Annotated in this window: 15 protein-coding genes and 1 pseudogene; 8 read left to right on the top strand and 8 right to left on the bottom strand. The window is 58.6% G+C overall.

The features are described 5' to 3' along the window. Together ACIPZE_RS15285 and ACIPZE_RS15280 are read right to left on the bottom strand one after the other, a co-directional pair. On the bottom strand, window positions 1-1,182 hold the full coding sequence (locus ACIPZE_RS15285; protein ID WP_129389484.1) for an amino acid ABC transporter permease: 1,182 nt from the start codon (window positions 1,180-1,182) through the stop codon (window positions 1-3). Between the two features lie 65 nt (window positions 1,183-1,247). Next, window positions 1,248-2,279: an amino acid ABC transporter substrate-binding protein gene (locus tag ACIPZE_RS15280; RefSeq protein ID WP_129389481.1), complete on the bottom strand. Its 1,032-nt coding sequence runs from the start codon at window positions 2,277-2,279 to the stop codon at window positions 1,248-1,250. 467 nt (window positions 2,280-2,746) lie between these two features. Here ACIPZE_RS15280 and ACIPZE_RS15275 point away from each other — a divergent pair, with 467 nt between their 5' ends. The 5 genes from ACIPZE_RS15275 (at window position 2,747) to ACIPZE_RS15255 (ending at window position 8,077) form a co-directional block, all read left to right on the top strand. After that, on the top strand, window positions 2,747-3,403 hold the full coding sequence (locus ACIPZE_RS15275) for an alpha/beta hydrolase (protein ID WP_122595050.1): 657 nt from the start codon (window positions 2,747-2,749) through the stop codon (window positions 3,401-3,403). Window positions 3,404-3,499: 96 nt separating this feature from the next. Continuing rightward, the gene (gene rhlB, locus ACIPZE_RS15270) at window positions 3,500-4,978 is read left to right on the top strand and encodes an ATP-dependent RNA helicase RhlB (RefSeq protein WP_400773642.1); all 1,479 of its coding nucleotides are present in this window, start codon (window positions 3,500-3,502) and stop codon (window positions 4,976-4,978) included. 136 nt (window positions 4,979-5,114) lie between these two features. After that, window positions 5,115-6,059: an ornithine cyclodeaminase family protein gene (locus tag ACIPZE_RS15265; protein ID WP_283437597.1), complete on the top strand. Its 945-nt coding sequence runs from the start codon at window positions 5,115-5,117 to the stop codon at window positions 6,057-6,059. A 170-nt stretch (window positions 6,060-6,229) separates the two neighbouring features. Beyond that, a complete protein-coding gene (locus tag ACIPZE_RS15260) occupies window positions 6,230-7,357 on the top strand; it encodes an FAD-binding oxidoreductase (RefSeq protein WP_283437598.1) in 1,128 nt (375 codons plus the stop codon). Window positions 7,358-7,450: 93 nt separating this feature from the next. Further along, on the top strand, window positions 7,451-8,077 hold the full coding sequence (locus ACIPZE_RS15255) for a transcriptional regulator (RefSeq protein ID WP_283437599.1): 627 nt from the start codon (window positions 7,451-7,453) through the stop codon (window positions 8,075-8,077). Window positions 8,078-8,161: 84 nt separating this feature from the next. On the opposite strand, the gene ACIPZE_RS15250 is transcribed toward ACIPZE_RS15255, so the two are convergent. From ACIPZE_RS15250 to ACIPZE_RS15225, 6 genes are all read right to left on the bottom strand, one after another. Next, entirely contained in the window at window positions 8,162-8,938 is a 777-nt protein-coding gene (locus ACIPZE_RS15250; protein ID WP_283437600.1) for an ABC transporter substrate-binding protein, read from the bottom strand. 244 nt (window positions 8,939-9,182) lie between these two features. Further along, window positions 9,183-9,635 carry a molybdopterin synthase catalytic subunit MoaE gene (gene moaE / locus ACIPZE_RS15245; protein WP_038357637.1) on the bottom strand — a complete coding sequence of 151 codons (453 nt, stop codon included), beginning with the start codon at window positions 9,633-9,635 and terminating at the stop codon, window positions 9,183-9,185. Window positions 9,636-9,638: 3 nt separating this feature from the next. Next, window positions 9,639-9,881, bottom strand: a complete 243-nt coding sequence (locus ACIPZE_RS15240; protein ID WP_016985014.1) for a MoaD/ThiS family protein — start codon at window positions 9,879-9,881, stop codon at window positions 9,639-9,641. Then, on the bottom strand, window positions 9,878-10,351 hold the full coding sequence (gene moaC / locus ACIPZE_RS15235; protein WP_093437022.1) for a cyclic pyranopterin monophosphate synthase MoaC: 474 nt from the start codon (window positions 10,349-10,351) through the stop codon (window positions 9,878-9,880). Before moaC ends, ACIPZE_RS15240 begins: the two co-directional genes overlap by 4 nt. A 229-nt stretch (window positions 10,352-10,580) precedes the next feature. Beyond that, entirely contained in the window at window positions 10,581-11,975 is a 1,395-nt protein-coding gene (locus ACIPZE_RS15230; RefSeq protein WP_283437601.1) for a PhoH family protein, read from the bottom strand. A gap of 337 nt (window positions 11,976-12,312) precedes the next feature. Then, complete coding sequence (locus ACIPZE_RS15225) at window positions 12,313-13,437, bottom strand: polysaccharide deacetylase family protein (RefSeq protein WP_283437602.1); 1,125 nt, start codon at window positions 13,435-13,437, stop codon at window positions 12,313-12,315. A 397-nt stretch (window positions 13,438-13,834) separates the two neighbouring features. Between ACIPZE_RS15225 and yaaA the strand changes: the two genes are divergently transcribed. The 3 genes and pseudogenes from yaaA to ACIPZE_RS15210 form a co-directional block, all read left to right on the top strand. Beyond that, complete coding sequence (gene yaaA, locus ACIPZE_RS15220; RefSeq protein ID WP_283437603.1) at window positions 13,835-14,614, top strand: peroxide stress protein YaaA; 780 nt, start codon at window positions 13,835-13,837, stop codon at window positions 14,612-14,614. 809 nt (window positions 14,615-15,423) lie between these two features. Further along, window positions 15,424-16,740: a nucleotide sugar dehydrogenase gene (locus ACIPZE_RS15215; protein WP_283437604.1), complete on the top strand. Its 1,317-nt coding sequence runs from the start codon at window positions 15,424-15,426 to the stop codon at window positions 16,738-16,740. A 241-nt stretch (window positions 16,741-16,981) separates the two neighbouring features. After that, a pseudogene (locus ACIPZE_RS15210) lies at window positions 16,982-17,996 on the top strand (glycosyltransferase family 2 protein); the annotation flags it as partial.

Genomic DNA, 17,996 nt, shown 5'->3' with positions numbered 1-17,996 from the left:
TTACCGCTCGATCAGCGCAATGCGCTTGTTGTACCAGTTCATCAGCAGGGAAATGCTGATACTGATCGCCAGGTACACGCTCATGGTGATGGCTATGACTTCGATGGCCTGACCGGTCTGGTTGAGCACGGTGCCGGCGAACAGCGAAACCATTTCCGGATAACCGATACCGGCCGCCAGCGAGGAGTTCTTTGCCAGGTTGAGGTATTGGCTGGTCAGCGGTGGAATGATCACGCGCAGGGCTTGCGGAATGATCACCTTGCGCAGGGTCGGGCCGTTGCGCAGGCCGAGCGAACGCGCCGCTTCGGTCTGGCCATGGCTGACCGACTTGATCCCCGAACGTACGATCTCGGCGATAAACGCTGCGGTGTACACGGTCAGGGCCAGGGTCAAGGCAAGCAGTTCCGGGATCAGCACCCAGCCGCCGACGAAGTTGAAGCCCTGCAACTTGGGCATTTCCCAGTGCAGCGGAGCGCCGAAGATCAGTGCGCACAAGCTTGGAATCACCAGCAGAATTGCCAGCCCCACCCAGAACTTGTGGAACGGCACACCGGTTTCTTCAAAGCGCTTGGTTGCCCAGCGGTTCATCAGCACGATGCCGATGATCGCCACCACAACACTGATCGCGAACGCCCAGAAACCATCGGCCATCAGCGCGGCCGGCATGTTCAGGCCACGGCTGCTGACGAAGAAGGTGTCGCCGAAGTTGTGACTGTTGCGCGGCCCCGGCATGGTCAGGAACACCGCGAAGTACCAGAACAGGATTTGCAGCAGCGGCGGAATGTTGCGGAAGACTTCCACATACACCGTCGCCAGCTTGCTGATGATCCAGTTCTGCGACAGCCGGGCAACACCGATGATGAAGCCGAGGATTGTCGCCAGGATCACGCCGATGACCGTCACCAGCAAGGTGTTGAGCAGACCGATGACAAAGACGCGGGCATAACTGTCCGCTTCGGTGTAGTCGATCAGGTGTTGAGCGATGCCGAAGCCGGCACTGCGCTCGAGAAAACTGAAGCCGGAAGTGATGCCCCGGTGCTGCAGGTTGGTTTGGGTGTTGTCGAACAGGTACCAGCCCATCGAGACCACCGCGACAACGGTGATGATCTGGAATAGCCACGCACGCACTCGTGGATCGCTGAGGCTGAGCCTCTGCTTTGGTGCGCCGATTGAATTTTGCATGAAGTGCCCCGCAAGAAATGGAACAGAACATCACCCGGCGGTTGGCCCGCCGGGCGATAGAACCATTAGCGCACTGGTGGTGCGTACTGAATGCCGCCGTTGTTCCACAGGGCGTTCAGGCCACGGTCGATTTCCAGCGGAGTGCTCTTGCCGAGGTTTTTCTCGAAGATTTCACCGTAGTTGCCGACTTGCTTGACGATCTGTACGACCCAGTCCTTCGGCAGTTTCAGGTCCTTGCCATATTCACCGTCGCCGCCCAGCAGACGCGCAACGTCCGGGTTCTTGGTGGACTTGGCTTCGGCTTCAACGTTTTTCGAGGTGATGCCGGCTTCTTCAGCGTTGAGCATGGCGTAGCCAACCCAGCGAATGATGGCCAGCCACTCGTCATCGCCGTTACGTACGACCGGGCCCAGTGGTTCCTTGGAAATGGTTTCCGGCAGAACCACGTAGTCCTTCGGCGAGGCCAGCTTGCTGCGCTGGGCGAACAGTTGGGACTTGTCGGAGGTCAGCACGTCGCAACGACCAGATTCCAGCGACTTGGCGCTTTCATCGGAGGTGTCGAAAGTGATCGGGGTGTATTTCAGACCGTTGCCACGGAAGTAGTCGGAAACGTTCAGCTCGGTGGTGGTACCGGCCTGGATGCAGATGGTTGCACCGTCCAGCTCTTTGGCACTCTTCACGCCCAGCTTGTTGTTAACCAGGAAGCCGATGCCGTCGTAGTAGGTAATGAAGCCCGGGAACTTCAGGCCCATGCCCGCATCGCGGGAACTGGTCATGGTGGTGTTGCGCGACAGGATGTCGATCTCGCCGGATTGCAGCGCGGTGAAGCGCTCCTTGGCGTTCAACTGACTGAACTTGACCTTGGTCGCGTCGCCGAAAACAGCGGCGGCCACAGCGCGGCAGACGTCAGCGTCGATCCCGAGGATCTTGCCGGTAGCGTCCGGTACCGAGAAGCCCGGCAGACCGTCGCTCACGCCACACTGCACGAAACCTTTCTTCTGCACTGCATCCAGGGTTGCACCCGCCTGAGCGAACCCGCTGACACCGAGTACTGTTGCTGCAGTCACGATTGCCAGAGTGGATTTCAACATCTTCATTCAAACCTCCAGTTTTGCTCTTGTTGTGTCGGAGCTTGAGTCCAGTCGCACCCTTTTGAGGCGGTGTTGACCCTAGTTGGCTTTTTATTGGGTCAACCGACGTAAGACCTTCGCTATGAGTCTAGTAGGAGAAAATCCACATCATGGACCACTCACTTCTCACCAATCGGCCGAACGGGCTGTAGCCCTTTCACGTTCGCTGCGCCCGTAACGGCCATTGGCGAACATCCATCACCGGATTCTTTGCAATCCCGTCGCCAGCCGTACACTGATAGTGTTACCGCCGTACGTAGGATCTTTCGTACATTTCCCTCATAGCAAAGCCCGTACCACACCGGTTGCGGAAACGATTCGGCGACAGGTCAATAGCAAAACTTGTAACCTTGCGACATCTTCTTAACGGATCAACCGGACGCGCACGCAAACCACGCACTCAATGAGAGCGTCCGCACACAATTGGAGCAGCCATGACCGAGCCCTTGATTCTTCAGCCTGTTAAGCCCGCAGACGCCTGCGTGATCTGGCTGCACGGCCTCGGCGCCGACCGCTATGACTTCCTGCCGGTAGCCGAGGCCTTGCAGGAAAGCCTGCTGAGCACGCGCTTCGTGCTGCCGCAGGCGCCGACCCGGCCGGTGACGATAAATGGCGGATATGCCATGCCGAGCTGGTACGACATCAAAGCCATGAGCCCGGCGCGAGCGATCGACCGTGATGAGCTGGAAGCGTCCGCCGATCGCATCATTGAACTGATTGAAAACGAGCGCGCCAGCGGAATAGACGCCTCGCGGATTTTCCTCGCCGGATTTTCCCAGGGAGGCGCCGTGGTGTTGCACACCGCTTTTGTGAAATGGCAGGGACCGTTGGGTGGCGTATTGGCGCTGTCGACGTACGCGCCAACGTTCAGTGATGAGCTGGAGCTTTCAGCCAGCCAGCAGCGCATTCCTGCGATATGCCTGCACGGCCAGTTCGATGGCGTCGTGCAGAACTCGATGGGCCGCAGTGCCTACGAGCATCTGGTGAAGCATGGTGTCACCGTGACATGGCAGGAATACCCAATGGAGCACGAAGTGTTACCCGAAGAAATTCGCGATATCGGCGTGTGGCTGAGCGAACGCCTGCGCTGATTTGCCGGTCAATTCCCGCCCTTTGATCATCCCACTACGCCGCGCCCGTTTCTTGCATTACACTGGCCGGCGTACATTCCTTAACCAATTGATGAGATGACCGTGCTCGAAGCACTCAAGAAGATGTTCGGTAAAAGCGAGGCTGAGCAGCTCGCGCCAGTTCCCAGTGCGCCGTCGCACGCCCCCGGTCATCGCCACGATGCACCCCAGGCCGACCGCCCCGCTGCCGTAGCAGCACCGAAGCAAGACCCGCAACCCGCTCCGGCCGCGCCAATCGCCGCCGAGCCTGCGCGCAGCGAAGAGCCGAAACCGGCCAGACCGCGTCGCGAACCGAAGCCCAAGGCTCCGGTCATTGCGTGGAAACTCGAAGATTTCGTCGTCGAACCACAGGAAGGCAAAACCCGCTTCCACGATTTCAAGCTGTCTCCAGAACTGATGCACGCCATCCAGGACCTGGGCTTCCCGTATTGCACGCCGATCCAGGCGCAGGTGCTGGGTTTCACCCTCGCCGGCAAAGACGCCATTGGCCGCGCGCAGACCGGTACCGGTAAAACCGCCGCGTTCCTGATCTCTATCATCACCCAGCTGCTGCAAACGCCGCCGCCGAAAGAGCGCTACATGGGCGAACCCCGTGCGCTGATCATCGCGCCGACTCGTGAGCTGGTGGTGCAGATCGCCAAGGACGCTGCCGACCTGACCAAGTACACCGGCCTCAACGTCATGACGTTTGTCGGCGGCATGGACTTCGACAAACAGCTCAAGCACCTCGAAGCGCGCCACTGCGACATTCTCGTCGCCACCCCGGGCCGCCTGCTCGACTTCAACCAGCGCGGCGACGTGCACCTGGACATGGTCGAAGTGATGGTACTGGACGAAGCCGACCGCATGCTCGACATGGGTTTCATCCCGCAAGTACGCCAGATCATTCGCCAGACCCCGCCGAAGTCCGAGCGGCAGACCCTGCTGTTCTCCGCGACCTTCACCGAAGACGTGATGAATCTGGCCAAGCAGTGGACGACCGATCCGTCCATCGTCGAAATCGAAATCACCAACGTCGCCAACGAAAACGTCGAGCAGCACATCTACGCCGTGGCCGCTGCCGACAAGTACAAATTGCTCTACAACCTGGTCAATGATAATGGCTGGGAGCGGGTGATGGTCTTCGCCAACCGCAAGGACGAAGTCCGTCGCATCGAAGAGCGTCTGGTGCGCGATGGCGTGAATGCTGCGCAGTTGTCCGGCGACGTGCCGCAACACAAACGCATCAAGACCCTCGAAGGTTTCCGCGAAGGCAAGATTCGCGTACTGGTCGCTACCGATGTTGCCGGTCGCGGCATTCACATCGACGGCATCAGCCACGTGATCAACTTCACCTTGCCGGAAGTGCCGGACGACTACGTGCACCGCATCGGCCGTACCGGTCGTGCTGGTGCTGACGGCGTGTCGATCAGCTTCGCCGGTGAAGACGACTCCTACCAGTTGCCGTCCATCGAAGAAAAGCTCGGTCGCAAGATCAGCTGTGAAACGCCGCCAACGCATCTGTTGCGCGCAGTCGAGCGCAAGCGTCCGCAATAAGCGACGCTTAAAAGAAAAGCGCAGCCGGCAACGGACTGCGCTTTTTTTTCGTCCGGCCTTTCATCAGGCGCTTGCGAGAGATAACTAAAAGTCCATAATGGACAAATTAGTTTAGATCTAGACTCCGGAGCCTGACATGTCCAGTACACCCTACGTGATCGACCCACTTCAGGCCCGAGAGCTTCTGGCGCGCATCGACGTGCCGCAGATCCTGCGCAAGCTGTTTCGCGACCTCGCCAACGGGAAAGCCGTGCAACCCGCGCAACAACTGGTGGAATTTCCACAGGGTGACGGCGACTTCATCAATTATCTGGGTGTGCTGGCTGAAGACGGCGTTTACGGTGTGAAGACCTCGCCGTATATCGTTCGCGAGCAAGGCCCGTTGGTGACGGCGTGGACATTGTTGATGTCGATGAAAACCGGCCAGCCATTGCTGCTTTGTGATGCCGGAGAACTGACCATCGCGCGCACGGCGGCGACCACCGCCGTGGCGGTCGACGCCTTGGCTCCGTCGAACGCTAGCCGACTGGCGATCATCGGCAGCGGCAAGGTTGCTCAGGCGCATCTTCATTACGTGAAATCGCTGCGTGACTGGCAGAGCATCAGCGTGTATTCGCCGTCCCTGTTCGAAGACGCTGATACACAGGCACGGTTGAAAACCATCGCTGCCGATCTGAACATCGCCGACAGCCGCGAAGCCGCCCTCGCCGAGGCCGACGTGATCATGCTCTGCACCTCGTCCGCCGGGCCGGTGATCGATCCCGCCGCATTGAACAAACCGGCCCTGATCACCTCGATCAGCACCAACGCCCCCCGTGCCCACGAAGTACCGCCGCAGAGCCTTAACGACATGCAGGTGTTCTGCGACTATCGTCTGACCACGCCGGGTTCGGCGGGTGAAATGTTGATCGCGACAGAACAGCATGGCTGGAGCAAGGATTCGATTGTCGGCGACCTCGCCGATCTGCTCAGCGAAAAAGTCCAGCGCCCGGGTTACGACCGTCACGTGTTCTTCCGTTCAATCGGCCTGGGCCTGGAAGACATCGCCCTCGCCAATGCCGTTTATCACTTGACCCACTAACACCACAAATCCCCTGTAGGAGCTGCCGAAGGCTGCGATCTTTTGATCTTGATCTTAAAAACAAAGATCAAAAGATCACAGCCTTCGGCAGCGCCTACAGGGATCGCATTCCGATTGGGGAGTTGCCAATGGCAGATCCCCAGAGAGCCACGATAGCTTTGGAGTTTTTCATGAGCCAGGCAGATTTCATCATCATCGGCGGCGGAATTGCCGGCGCTTCCACCGGGTTCTGGCTGTCGCCGCACGGCAAAGTCATCGTGCTCGAACGCGAATCGCACCCCGCCTATCACTCCACCGGACGCTCCGCCGCGTTGTTCACCGCAGCGTACGGCACACCGCAAGTACGCGCCCTGACCCAAGCCAGTCGGGAGTTTTTCGATCATCCACCGGCCGGTTTCTGCGAACACCCATTGCTGACCCCGCGCGGTGAAATGACCGTGGATTTCACCGGTGACCCCGCCGAACTCAACAACCAATACCTCAGCGCCAAAGCCACCGTGCCGGAAATGCAACTGCTCAGCGCCGACGAAGCCTGCGCGCGGTTACCGATCCTGCGTCGGGAAAAAGTCCACGGTGCGATCTACGACCCGAGCGCCAGCGACATCGACACCGACGCGTTGCATCAAGGCTACCTGCGCGGGATCCGCCGCAACAGCGGCGAAGTGCATACCGACTGCGAAGTGCTTGGCCTCAGCCGTGATGCCGATGGCCTCTGGCACATACAAACCCACGGCCAGACCTTCAGCGCCCCCGTGATCATCAACGCTGCCGGCGCCTGGGCCGACAAGATCGGCGCACTGGCCGGCGCCAGATCGCTGGGCCTGCAACCGAAACGTCGCGCCGCGTTCATCTTCGCCGGCCCCGAGGGCGTCGACATTCATCACTGGCCGATGCTGGTCAGCCTCGACGAGTCCTTCTATATGAAGCCCGACGCCGGCATGTTCCTCGGCTCGCCAGCCAACGCCGATCCGGTCGAACCCCACGATGTGCAGCCGGAAGAACTCGACATCGCCATGGGCATCTATCAGATCGAAGAAGCGACTACGCTGACCATCCGCCGGCCGACCCGCACCTGGGCCGGTCTGCGCAGCTTCGTTGCCGACGGTGATTTACTCAGCGGTTTCGATCCGCAGGTGCCGGGGCTGTTCTGGGTCGCCGCGCAAGGTGGCTACGGCATTCAGACCTCGCCGGCGATGGGCCAGGCCAGCGCGGCGCTGGTGCGCGGTCAACCACTGCCCGAGCACTTGCAGCAGTTCGGACTGGACAGCGCCATGCTCTCCCCTGCACGCCTCGCCTGATCGTCCATCCGGATGACGCGCCCAACGGATTGCGGCACACTCGCAACGCCTCCTGATCACGGAGGCGTTGACGCTGCCTGGAGTTCCACTGTCATGACCGCCCCTGAACTCGACCCGGCGCTGGATAACTTCCGCGCCATCGCCGATGCCATCGCCACGCTGTTCTTTCCGCACGCCGAAGTGGTGCTGCACGACCTGCGCACGCAGAAGGTCGACTACATCGCCAACAACCTGTCCAAGCGCGAGATCGGTGACGACTCATCGCTGGAAGACATGCTCAGCGAGGATGTCAGCGACCGTAATATCGGCCCGTACGAAAAGCTCAATTGGGACGGTCAGAAGATTCGCAGCCTGAGCACCGTGCTGCGCAACGGCGAAGGTCTGCCGCTGGCGGTGCTGTGCATCAATCTGAATATTTCGCTGTTCGAGAATGCCAAGGCCGCGCTGGACCTGTTCCTCTCGCCGAGCAAACTGATCCCGCAACCGGATTCACTGTTTCGCGATGACTGGCAGGAACGTATCAACACCTTCCTGCACGCCTGGCTGCGCGAGCGGCAACTGAGCCTGAGTGTGCTGACCCGCGATCACAAACGTGAACTGGTGCTGGCGCTGCACGCCGAGGGCGCGTTCAAGGGCAAGAGCGCCTCGAACTATGTGGCCAATGTGCTGAACATGGGGCGGGCGACGGTGTACAAACACCTGAAGGAATTGAAAGGCTGAAGATCAACAGATCGCAGCCTGCGGCAGCTCCTACAGGAAAACGCATTCCCCTGTAGGAGCTGCCGCAGGCTGCGATCTTTTCAATCAGTCGCCGTAGATATCGGACTTGAAATACTTCTCGGAAATCTTCTGGTACTCGCCACTCGCGCGAATGCCATCAATGGCGCCGTTCAACTGACTGACCAATTCGCTATTGCCCTTGCGCACCGCAATCCCCGCGCCCTCGCCCACGTACTTCGGATCCTTCAACTCAGGCCCGACAAACGCATAGCCCTTGCCGCGTGGCATCGACAGAAAGTCATTCAGCGGAATGGTATCGGCGAAAATCGCATCGAGCCGCCCCGCCGCCAGATCCATGTAGATCTCTTCGTTGTTGCTGTAGCGCTTGACGTTGATGCCCTTCGGTTCAAACACCTCGGTGGCGTAACGATCGGTGGTGGTCGCGCGCTGCACGCCGACGTTCTTGCCCTTGAGGCTGGCGTATTGATCATCAACGGTGGCGCCATCCTTCATCACCAGGCGCGACGAAGTGAAGTAGTACTTGTGGGTGAAATCCACCGACTTCTTGCGGTCTTCGTTGATGGTCATCGATGAAAGCGCCATGTCGATCTTCTTCACTTTCAGCGAAGGAATCAGCCCGTCGAACTCACCTTCGACCCACACGCACTTGACCTTCATCTGCGCGCACAGGGCATTGCCGATGTCGTAGTCGAAACCGACGATTTCACCTTGGTCGGTTTTCGAGGCGAACGGTGGATAAGCGGCTTCGATACCGATGCGCAGGGTTTGCTCGGCGGCGAACACGCTGGCGCAGGTCAACAGGCTGAGGGCCAGACCGGTGATGAGGGGGAGTTTCTTCATGTTCGTTCTCTCGCGGAAGTTGTTGTTGGTTTGGCAAGAAAGAGCTGAAACGGAGGGGAGATGCTTTTTTGTACTTATAAATCCATATTGGACTTATATGTACAGCCCGTCAATCGGGCAAAGAGAGAGGTTTTTGGTGTTGCAGATGACGTCATCGCGAGCAGGCTCACTCCTACAGGGGGAACGAATTCCAATTGTAGGAGTGAGCCTGCTCGCGATAGCTGACTAGAGGGCGACGCAGGACTTACTTCTTCCAGCGATCGGCAGCTGCATGATCACTGTCCCGCCCCTCAACCCAACGCGGTCCGTCGCTGGTGTTTTCCTTCTTCCAGAACGGCGCACGGGTTTTCAGGTAATCCATGACGAATGCGCAGGCATCGAAAGCGGCCTGACGATGGGCGCTGGCGGCACCGACGAACACGATCGGCTCGCCCGGCTCGAGCGCGCCGATGCGGTGCAGCACTTCCAGCTTCAACAGCGGCCAGCGCTGCTCGGCTTCGATGGCGATCTTGCCGAGGGCTTTTTCGGTCATGCCCGGATAGTGTTCGAGGAACATCCCCGCCACATCCAGGCCATCGTTGAAGTCGCGCACATAACCGACAAAACTCACCACCGCACCGACGCCGACATTGGCCGCGTGCATCGCGTTGACTTCAGCGCCCGGATCGAACGGCGTAGCCTGCACACGAATCGCCATGGCTCAGCCTCCGGTCACGGTAGGAAAGAACGCCACTTCGTCGCCATCGACCACTGGCTCGTCGAGCTGGCAGAGGTCTTCGTTGCGCGCACACATCAGGTTCTGCTCGCTCAGCACCTCGGCGCCGTCACGTTGCGCGAGCAATGCACGCACATCGTCGACGGTGGCGAAATCGCCTTCAACCTTCACCGAATCGACGCCCAGCGCTTCCCGGTAACGGGCAAAAAACTTCACGGTCAGGTTCATGGCTGCTCCGCTTGAAAATGCCCGCTCTTGCCACCGACCTTCTCCAGCAGGCGCACGCTTTCGATGGTCATGCCACGATCGACGGCTTTGCACATGTCGTAGATGGTCAGGGCGGCGACGCTGGCAGCGGTCAGCGCTTCCATTTCGACGCCGGTCTGCCCGGACAGTTTGCAGCGGGCAACGATGCGCACGGTGTCGTCGCCATCAGCGCTGAGCTCGACTTTGACGCCAGTGAGCATCAGCGGGTGGCACAGGGGAATCAGATCGCTGGTTTTCTTCGCCGCCTGAATGCCGGCAATGCGCGCCACGGCGAACACGTCACCCTTGGGGTGGCCGCCGCTGACGATCATCTGCAGGGTTTCGGGGAGCATGCGCACCAGCGCTTGGGCCGTCGCTTCACGGAACGTCACGGCTTTTTCGGTGACGTCGACCATGTTGGCGCGACCTTGGGAATCGAGATGAGTCAGCACGGGATTACTCCTGATCAGGAGCGGGGATTGTAAACCTGCGGGTCAAATTTCTGCGAGTCGGATTATCACGCAACCCGTGTAGGAGCTGCCGAAGGCTGCGATCTTTTGATCTGGCTTTATACAGCACAGTCAAAAGATCGCAGCCTTCGGCAGCTCCTACATTTGGTTTTGTGTTCAGGCAGAAAAAACCGGGCGGCTTTTGGGCCGCCCGGTTTTGTTGACGATGCGGTTACAGATGGGTTTCGGCGTATTCGGCCAGGATCGAGCGAGGCACCCCTTGCAGGGTGATGTGCACACCGTTGGGGAAATCCTTGAAGCGTTCAGTCAGGTAGGTCAGCCCGGAGCTGGTCGCGGACAGGTAAGGGGTGTCGATCTGTGCGAGGTTGCCCAGGCACACCACTTTCGAACCGGCGCCGGCACGGGTGATGATGGTTTTCATCTGGTGCGGCGTGAGGTTCTGGCATTCGTCGATGAGGATCAGGCTCTGCTGGAAGCTGCGACCGCGAATGTAGTTGAGCGATTTGAACTGCAACGGCACTTTGCTGAGGATGTAGTCGACGCTGCCATGGGTGTTTTCATCATCCATGTGCAGGGCTTCGAGGTTGTCGGTGATGGCGCCCAGCCAAGGCTCCATTTTTTCCGCTTCGGTGCCGGGCAGGAAACCGATCTCCTGATCCAGGCCCTGCACGCTACGCGTGGCAATGATGCGCCGATAACGTTTGCTGACCATGGTTTGCTCGATGGCAGCAGCCAGCGCCAGGATGGTTTTACCGGAACCTGCAGCACCCGACAGATTGACCAGGTGGATGTCCGGATCCAGCAGCGCATACAGCGCCAGACTCTGATAGATATCGCGCGGTTTGAGCCCCCACGCTTCCTGGTGCAGCAACGGTTCCTGATGCAGATCGAGAATCAGCAGACGGTCTTCTTCGATCTCCTTGATCCAGCCGACGAAGCCCTGCTCATCAATGATGAACTCGTTGATGTGCACCGCCGGCAGGTTGTCGATCAGTTGCACCTGGTGCCAGGTGCGGCCATGGTCCTGACGGGTTTCGACCTTGCTCACGCGGTCCCAGAAGGAGCCGGTCATGTTGTGGTAGCCGTTGGGCAGCAGCGAAACGTCGTCGACCAGTTGGTCGGTGCTGTAGTCCTCGGCGTCGATCCCGCAGGCGCGGGCCTTGAGGCGCATGTTGATGTCTTTGGTCACCAGCACTACCGGTTTTTTCGGGTCGCGGGCGTGCAGATCAATCAACTGGTTGATGATTTTGTTGTCGTTCAGGTGCTCGGGCAGAATCAGGTTCGATTCGGCCTGCTTGCTCATCAGAATTGACAGCAAGCCCTTTGGACCGCCCTTGCCGCGCTGGATCGGCACACCCAGTTCGACATCTTCCGGGGAAGCGTCGCCCAAGGTCTTGTCGATCAGCCGGATGGCCTGACGGCATTCGGCGGCCACGCTGTGATGCCCGCTCTTGAGCTTGTCCAGCTCTTCAAGCACGGTCATCGGGATCGCGACGTGGTGTTCTTCGAAATTCAGCAGGGCGTTTGGATCGTGAATCAATACGTTGGTATCGAGTACATAAAGGATTGGCTGGTTGGAGGAAGGGCTACGTCCGTGATCATCCATACTCGGTCACCTTTGTCAGAGCCAGTAGACGCAATACCTGGGCGGTGCTGCGCCTCGAAGTGACTGCCGAAATCTCACCTGCGGAGATTCAAGTGACTGCAAACAAACGGGTCTTGGAAGACGCCACCTGTGTTGCAGGTTTCGGCGGTCTGTCTTCGTAATACTCCAAAACCGATGACATAAAAAAGTACTTTGACGGTTTTTTTAAGTTTATTTTGCAGAGTGACGAAAAGCCCTTGGCGGACTGCCCAGACCCCGCTAAAGTCGGAAGTCCGCCTGCATCGAATTATTCAAAAAATTCGCCCCAAGCCCAATGTTTCCGGGCTTCTGCCGTTTCTCAGCGAAACGCGTCCTGACAGTCCTCCCAACCGATACCGCTTTGCGCCGTTTGCGTGAGCAGCCACGGCATCGAGGTCTTAACCGCGTCTTGCTTGACGTTGAAATTGATCACCCCGTGGCGCCACAACAACATCAAGGTCAGCACCCGTTGCGCGCTCGCTGCGCCCTTGAGCTTGCCGGCGCCGTCCTGGGCATCGATGTCCCACAGCGCCACTTGCAGGCCCTGACTGTTGAAGAAGTCTTGCGCGTCACTGCGGCGCTGGCCATCCGGCGGACGGAACAGCGGCACGTAGTTTTCCGGCAACTTGTTCCTGACCAGATCAGCGCTGCGCCGCACCGAATCCTGCCAGTCCTGCCAATGGCTGTGGGACCGGAACTCCCAACCCTGCACGCCGACGCACATTTGCGAGAACGCTGCTTGCAGGCTGCTCACCGAACGCTCGGCCAACCGCGCCTGAATATCCTTGCCCAGCACAAAGAACGTGCCGCTCAAATTCGACTTGCGCAGATACTCGCTTAACCAGCCGGTGTTGTCCGGTTGCAGGTTGGCGGCGCTGTCGAACGTCAGCAGAAACAGCCGGTCGTGCATCTCGTCGCCGTTACGCTCGTAGTCGCCGAAACGATCGAATTCGTTACTGGTCTGCGGCGACAGCGCAGCCTTGCGCATCAATTCGTCGAGATACTGCAAATGGAAGATCCGGCTAGGCTCGGCCCACTTGGTGTAATAGCTGTCATCGCTGACCACGAACTTGGCAGCCTGCTCACGCAGGGTCGGCAAGTCTTCAACGAGGAAGCAGAAGGAGGCGTCCTGGTCGCAGCTTTGCTGGGCGTAGTTGTAGTTGGCCAACAGGCGCTGCCAGAGGCGTTGGCGCAGGTTGTCGATCGCATCGATATTGACCGTGCGCAGGCCCAGACGCTGGGCCAATGCCGCTTCGTCCATCGACTCGGTGCCAAGCAGGCCCCGGGCGAACATGAGGATTTCCGCCCGCGACGCGACGTCGAACAGGGTCGGGCTGGTCAGCTTTTCCGGCCAGGTGCTGCGATCCAGCGTCGCAATATCGCCCGGCGCCGCGACGGCACCGCAGCTCAACAGCCACGCGGTGAATAAAAGAACAATGCGCAAAGGGGTGTCTCCATAACAAAACCCGCGCGGCACTATAGCTGATCCCACACGATTCCCCTTAGCCACGGATGATCGTTCCCACGCTCTGCGTGGTAACGCCTCCCCGGACGCTCCGCGTCCAATTCTACGGTGACGCAGAGCGTCACGGGCGGCATTCCCACGCAGAGCGTGGGAACGATCAAAGAAAGATCAAAAGATCGCAGCCTTCGGCAGCTCCTACCTGTGCCTCCATTGAATTCATTGCGATTTCATGTCAACCGCAACCTGTAGGAGCTGTCGAGCTCCAGCGAGGCTGCGATCTTGTTCCATGACACCACCGATCACCTATCACGCTCATAGCTGGAGTCAACACCGACAACCCCCTAGAATCGCCCCCACGATTAAAGGAGACGACTTCATGCTGATGGTGATTTCCCCCGCCAAGACCCTCGATTACGAAACACCGCCGGCAACCCAGCGCTTCACCCAGCCGCAATACCTCGATCACTCGCAGGAACTGATCCAGCAATTGCGCGACCTGACGCCGGCGCAGATCAGCGAGCTGATGCACGTGTCCGACAAGATCGGCGGGCTCAACGCCGCGCGTTTCGGCAGCTGGACGCCAGCGTTCACCGTAGAAAACGCCAAGCAGGCGCTACTAGCGTTCAAGGGCGACGTCTACACCGGTCTCGACGCGCAATCGTTCAGCGAAGCCAACTTCGACTACGCGCAAAAACACCTGCGCATGCTCTCCGGCCTCTACGGCCTGCTGCGCCCGCTTGACCTGATGCAGCCGTATCGCCTGGAGATGGGCACCAAGCTGGCCAACGCCCGTGGCAAAGACCTTTATGCCTTCTGGGGCACGCGTATCAGCGAATGGCTGAACGAAGCGCTGGCCGATCAGGGTGACGATGTGCTGCTCAACCTGGCGTCCAACGAATACTTCTCGGCGGTCAAGCGCACCGCATTGAACGCGCGCATCATCAACACCGAGTTCAAGGATCAGAAGAACGGCCAGTACAAGATCATCAGCTTCTACGCGAAAAAGGCTCGCGGCTTGATGAGCCGTTTCGTGATCCAGGAAAAAATCAACGATCCAGCCCTGCTCAAGCAGTTCGACGTGCAGGGTTATCGCTACAGCGCCGAGCAGTCGAAACCCGACAATCTGGTGTTTTTGCGCGACCACGCCCCCGAATAAAGCATGCTCAATGCACGACTCTTTCTATATAGAGTCGTGCAGCTCGCACGATGTCAAAAAACCCTCGCCTTATTTCGCCATTTTTATGGCGCCAGAAAATATTCCCTGTCCTTTCTAATTTTAGTTTCACTCGACACTGATCATTTTTTTCAGTAGTGGCACCTAAATTTTTTCACGGTAGTGGCACAAAACTATCTACTGCGATTATCTCCCTATCTATAAAGGGCGAAATGGAAAGTGCTATCAAATTGAGACCAGTGCCATCTTCAACAATATTTCAAGAAATTTCAGATTGCACGATGAGTGGACAGGAACTATGTCCAAATGCGTAGCTCATACCACCGGTAACGATTCTCGCCGAGTTTGTACGAGATAACTTACGCAGAGCAGATAGCCATGTAACCAAGTTGTCACAGCAACTTGCCTAGATGACTAACTAGTCTCAAAACACAACGAAGGACAGGAGATAGGCACCATTAATATCCCCTACAAGGCCATGGCCGCGCCCCTATAACCGTGCTCGCCTGAGCACCAGACCGCTTGATCCACGGGCCTCTCGCCTGACATCGAGCGCGCAAGACCAATGCACGAGAGTCTTCCCGACAGAAGATCTGCTGCATAACAGGGCAAGTCATAACTATAAGGCCTGGTTGCGCACATCTTGAGTGCACTTATTTAGACACTCGGAACTTTGTATGCCTGCACACGGCATTGTGGCGCCTGTAAGCCGCACTTTCGAGTGCACTAGTGAACGCTGAACACCATTAACTCCGGCCTTCTAAGGCCTGATATATACAGAGGTAATTGCGATGCGCATCAGCATATTTGGTTTGGGTTACGTTGGCGCAGTATGTGCCGGTTGCCTGTCTGCACGGGGCCATGACGTGGTTGGCGTCGATGTTGCCAAAGACAAGATCGACATGATCAACGCTGGCAAATCCCCCATTGTTGAACCGGGCCTGGGCGAACTTCTGCAACAGGGTATTCAAACCGGTCGTCTGCGTGGCACGACCAACTTCGCCGAAGCGATTCGTGACACTGACCTGTCGATGATCTGCGTCGGTACGCCGAGCAAGAAGAACGGCGACCTCGAACTGAACTACATCGAAGCGGTGTGCCGCGAGATCGGTTTTGTTCTGCGTGAAAAAACCACCCGCCACACCATTGTTGTGCGCAGCACCGTGTTGCCGGGCACCGTCGCCAACGTGGTGATCCCGATTCTCGAAGATTGCTCGGGCAAGAAGGCCGGTGTCGACTTCGGCGTCGCGGTCAACCCCGAGTTCCTGCGTGAATCCACCGCCATCGCCGACTACGACCTGCCACCGATGACCGTCATCGGCGAATTCGACAAGGCTTCGGGCGACGTTCTGCAATCGCTGTACGAAGAACTCGACGCACCGATCATCCGCAAGGACATCGCCGTTGCCGAGATGATCAAGTACACCTGCAACGTCTGGCACGCGACCAAAGTGACCTTCGCCAACGAGATCGGCAATATCGCCAAAGCGGTCGGCGTCGATGGCCGTGAAGTGATGGACGTGGTCTGCCAGGACAAGACCCTCAACCTGTCCCAGTACTACATGCGCCCGGGCTTCGCCTTCGGCGGTTCGTGCCTGCCGAAAGACGTGCGCGCCCTGACCTACCGCGCAGGTTCGCTAGACGTCGAAGCGCCGCTGCTCAACTCGCTGATGCGCAGCAACGAATCGCAAGTGCAAAACGCCTTCGACATCGTTGAAAGCCACGACAAACGCAAAGTCGCCCTGCTCGGCTTGAGCTTCAAGGCCGGCACCGACGACCTGCGCGAAAGCCCGCTGGTCGAACTGGCCGAGATGCTGATCGGCAAGGGTTACGACCTGAGCATCTACGACAGCAACGTCGAGTACGCCCGTGTCCACGGCGCGAACAAGGACTACATCGAGTCAAAAATCCCGCACGTGTCGTCCCTGCTCAACGCGGACTTCGATTCGGTGATCGACAACTCCGACGTGATCATCCTCGGTAACCGCGACGAGAAATTCCGCGCGCTGGCCCAACAAGCGCCGCACGGCAAACAGGTCATCGACCTGGTCGGCTTCATGGCCAAAGCCACCGACACCGGTACGCGTACCGAAGGCATCTGCTGGTAAAGCAGACGTTGCACGGCGCCGCCCTCGCGACGCCGTGCAACAGACCCCAAATGTAGGAGCTGCCGAAGGCTGCGATCTTTACCGGAAACACTTGAGTTCCGAGTGAACCGGCAAAGATCAAAAGATCGCAGTCTTCGGCAGCTCCTACAGGGATCACCCGAATTGCGCGGGGCAACGCAGTTTTTTGTAAGCCTGCCTTAACCCCATCGGGCCCGCCCCGAGATAGAGACGGATGCAGATTATGCACAGGCTAAAACACGGCCTACTTCAGGCCGCCGGTTGGCTGTTTTACCTAAGTTTGTTGATGGGCCTGGCCTTGATGCTGCCCACGTCCACATTCGACTCCGAGTCGAAGGACTTCATTTTCCTGATTGGCGCCGTGGGTATCTGGCGCTACTCGATGGGTGCAACGCACTTTGTGCGCGGCATGATTTTTCTCTACATCGTTTACCCGCACCTGCGCCGCAAAGTGCGCAAGCTGGGTAAGGCTGCAGACCCGTCGCATGTGTTTCTGATGGTCACCAGTTTCCGTATCGACGCGCTCACCACCGCGCAGGTCTACAGCTCGGTGATCCGCGAAGCCATTGACTGCGAACTGCCGACCACCGTGGTCTGCTCCATCGTGGAAATGTCCGATGAGCTGTTGGTCAAGGCGCTGTGGGCGCGGATGAATCCGCCAGAGCGTGTGAAGCTCGACTTCGTGCGGATTCCCGGCACCGGCAAACGTGATGGCCTGGCCTACGGTTTCCGCGCGATCTCTCGTCACCTGCCGGACGACCGCGCCGTCGTCGCCGTGATCGATGGCGACACCGTGCTCGGCGAAGGCACCGTGCGTAAAACCGTGCCGTGGTTCCAGCTGTTCGGCAACGTCGGCGGCCTGACCACCAACGAGTTCTGCGAAGTGCGCGGCGGCTACATCATGAGCGAATGGCACAAGCTGCGTTTCGCCCAGCGCCACATCAACATGTGCTCGATGGCCCTGTCCAAACGCGTACTGACCATGACCGGTCGTATGTCGGTGTTCAAAGCGTCAGTGGTGACCAACCCGGAATTCATCGCCGACGTTGAAAGCGACTCGCTGCAGCACTGGCGTCTGGGCCGTTTCAAGTTCTTGACCGGCGACGACAAGTCGAGCTGGTTCAGCCTGATGCGCCTCGGCTACGACACCTTCTACGTGCCTGACGCGGCGATCAACACCGTTGAACACCCGCCGGAAAAGAGCTTCATCAAGGCCAGCCGCAAATTGATGTTCCGCT

This window comes from Pseudomonas sp. NPDC089741 (genome assembly GCF_044748825.1).
Lineage (GTDB): Bacteria > Pseudomonadota > Gammaproteobacteria > Pseudomonadales > Pseudomonadaceae > Aquipseudomonas > Aquipseudomonas helmanticensis.
This window is presented reverse-complemented; position numbering and strand designations above follow the sequence as displayed.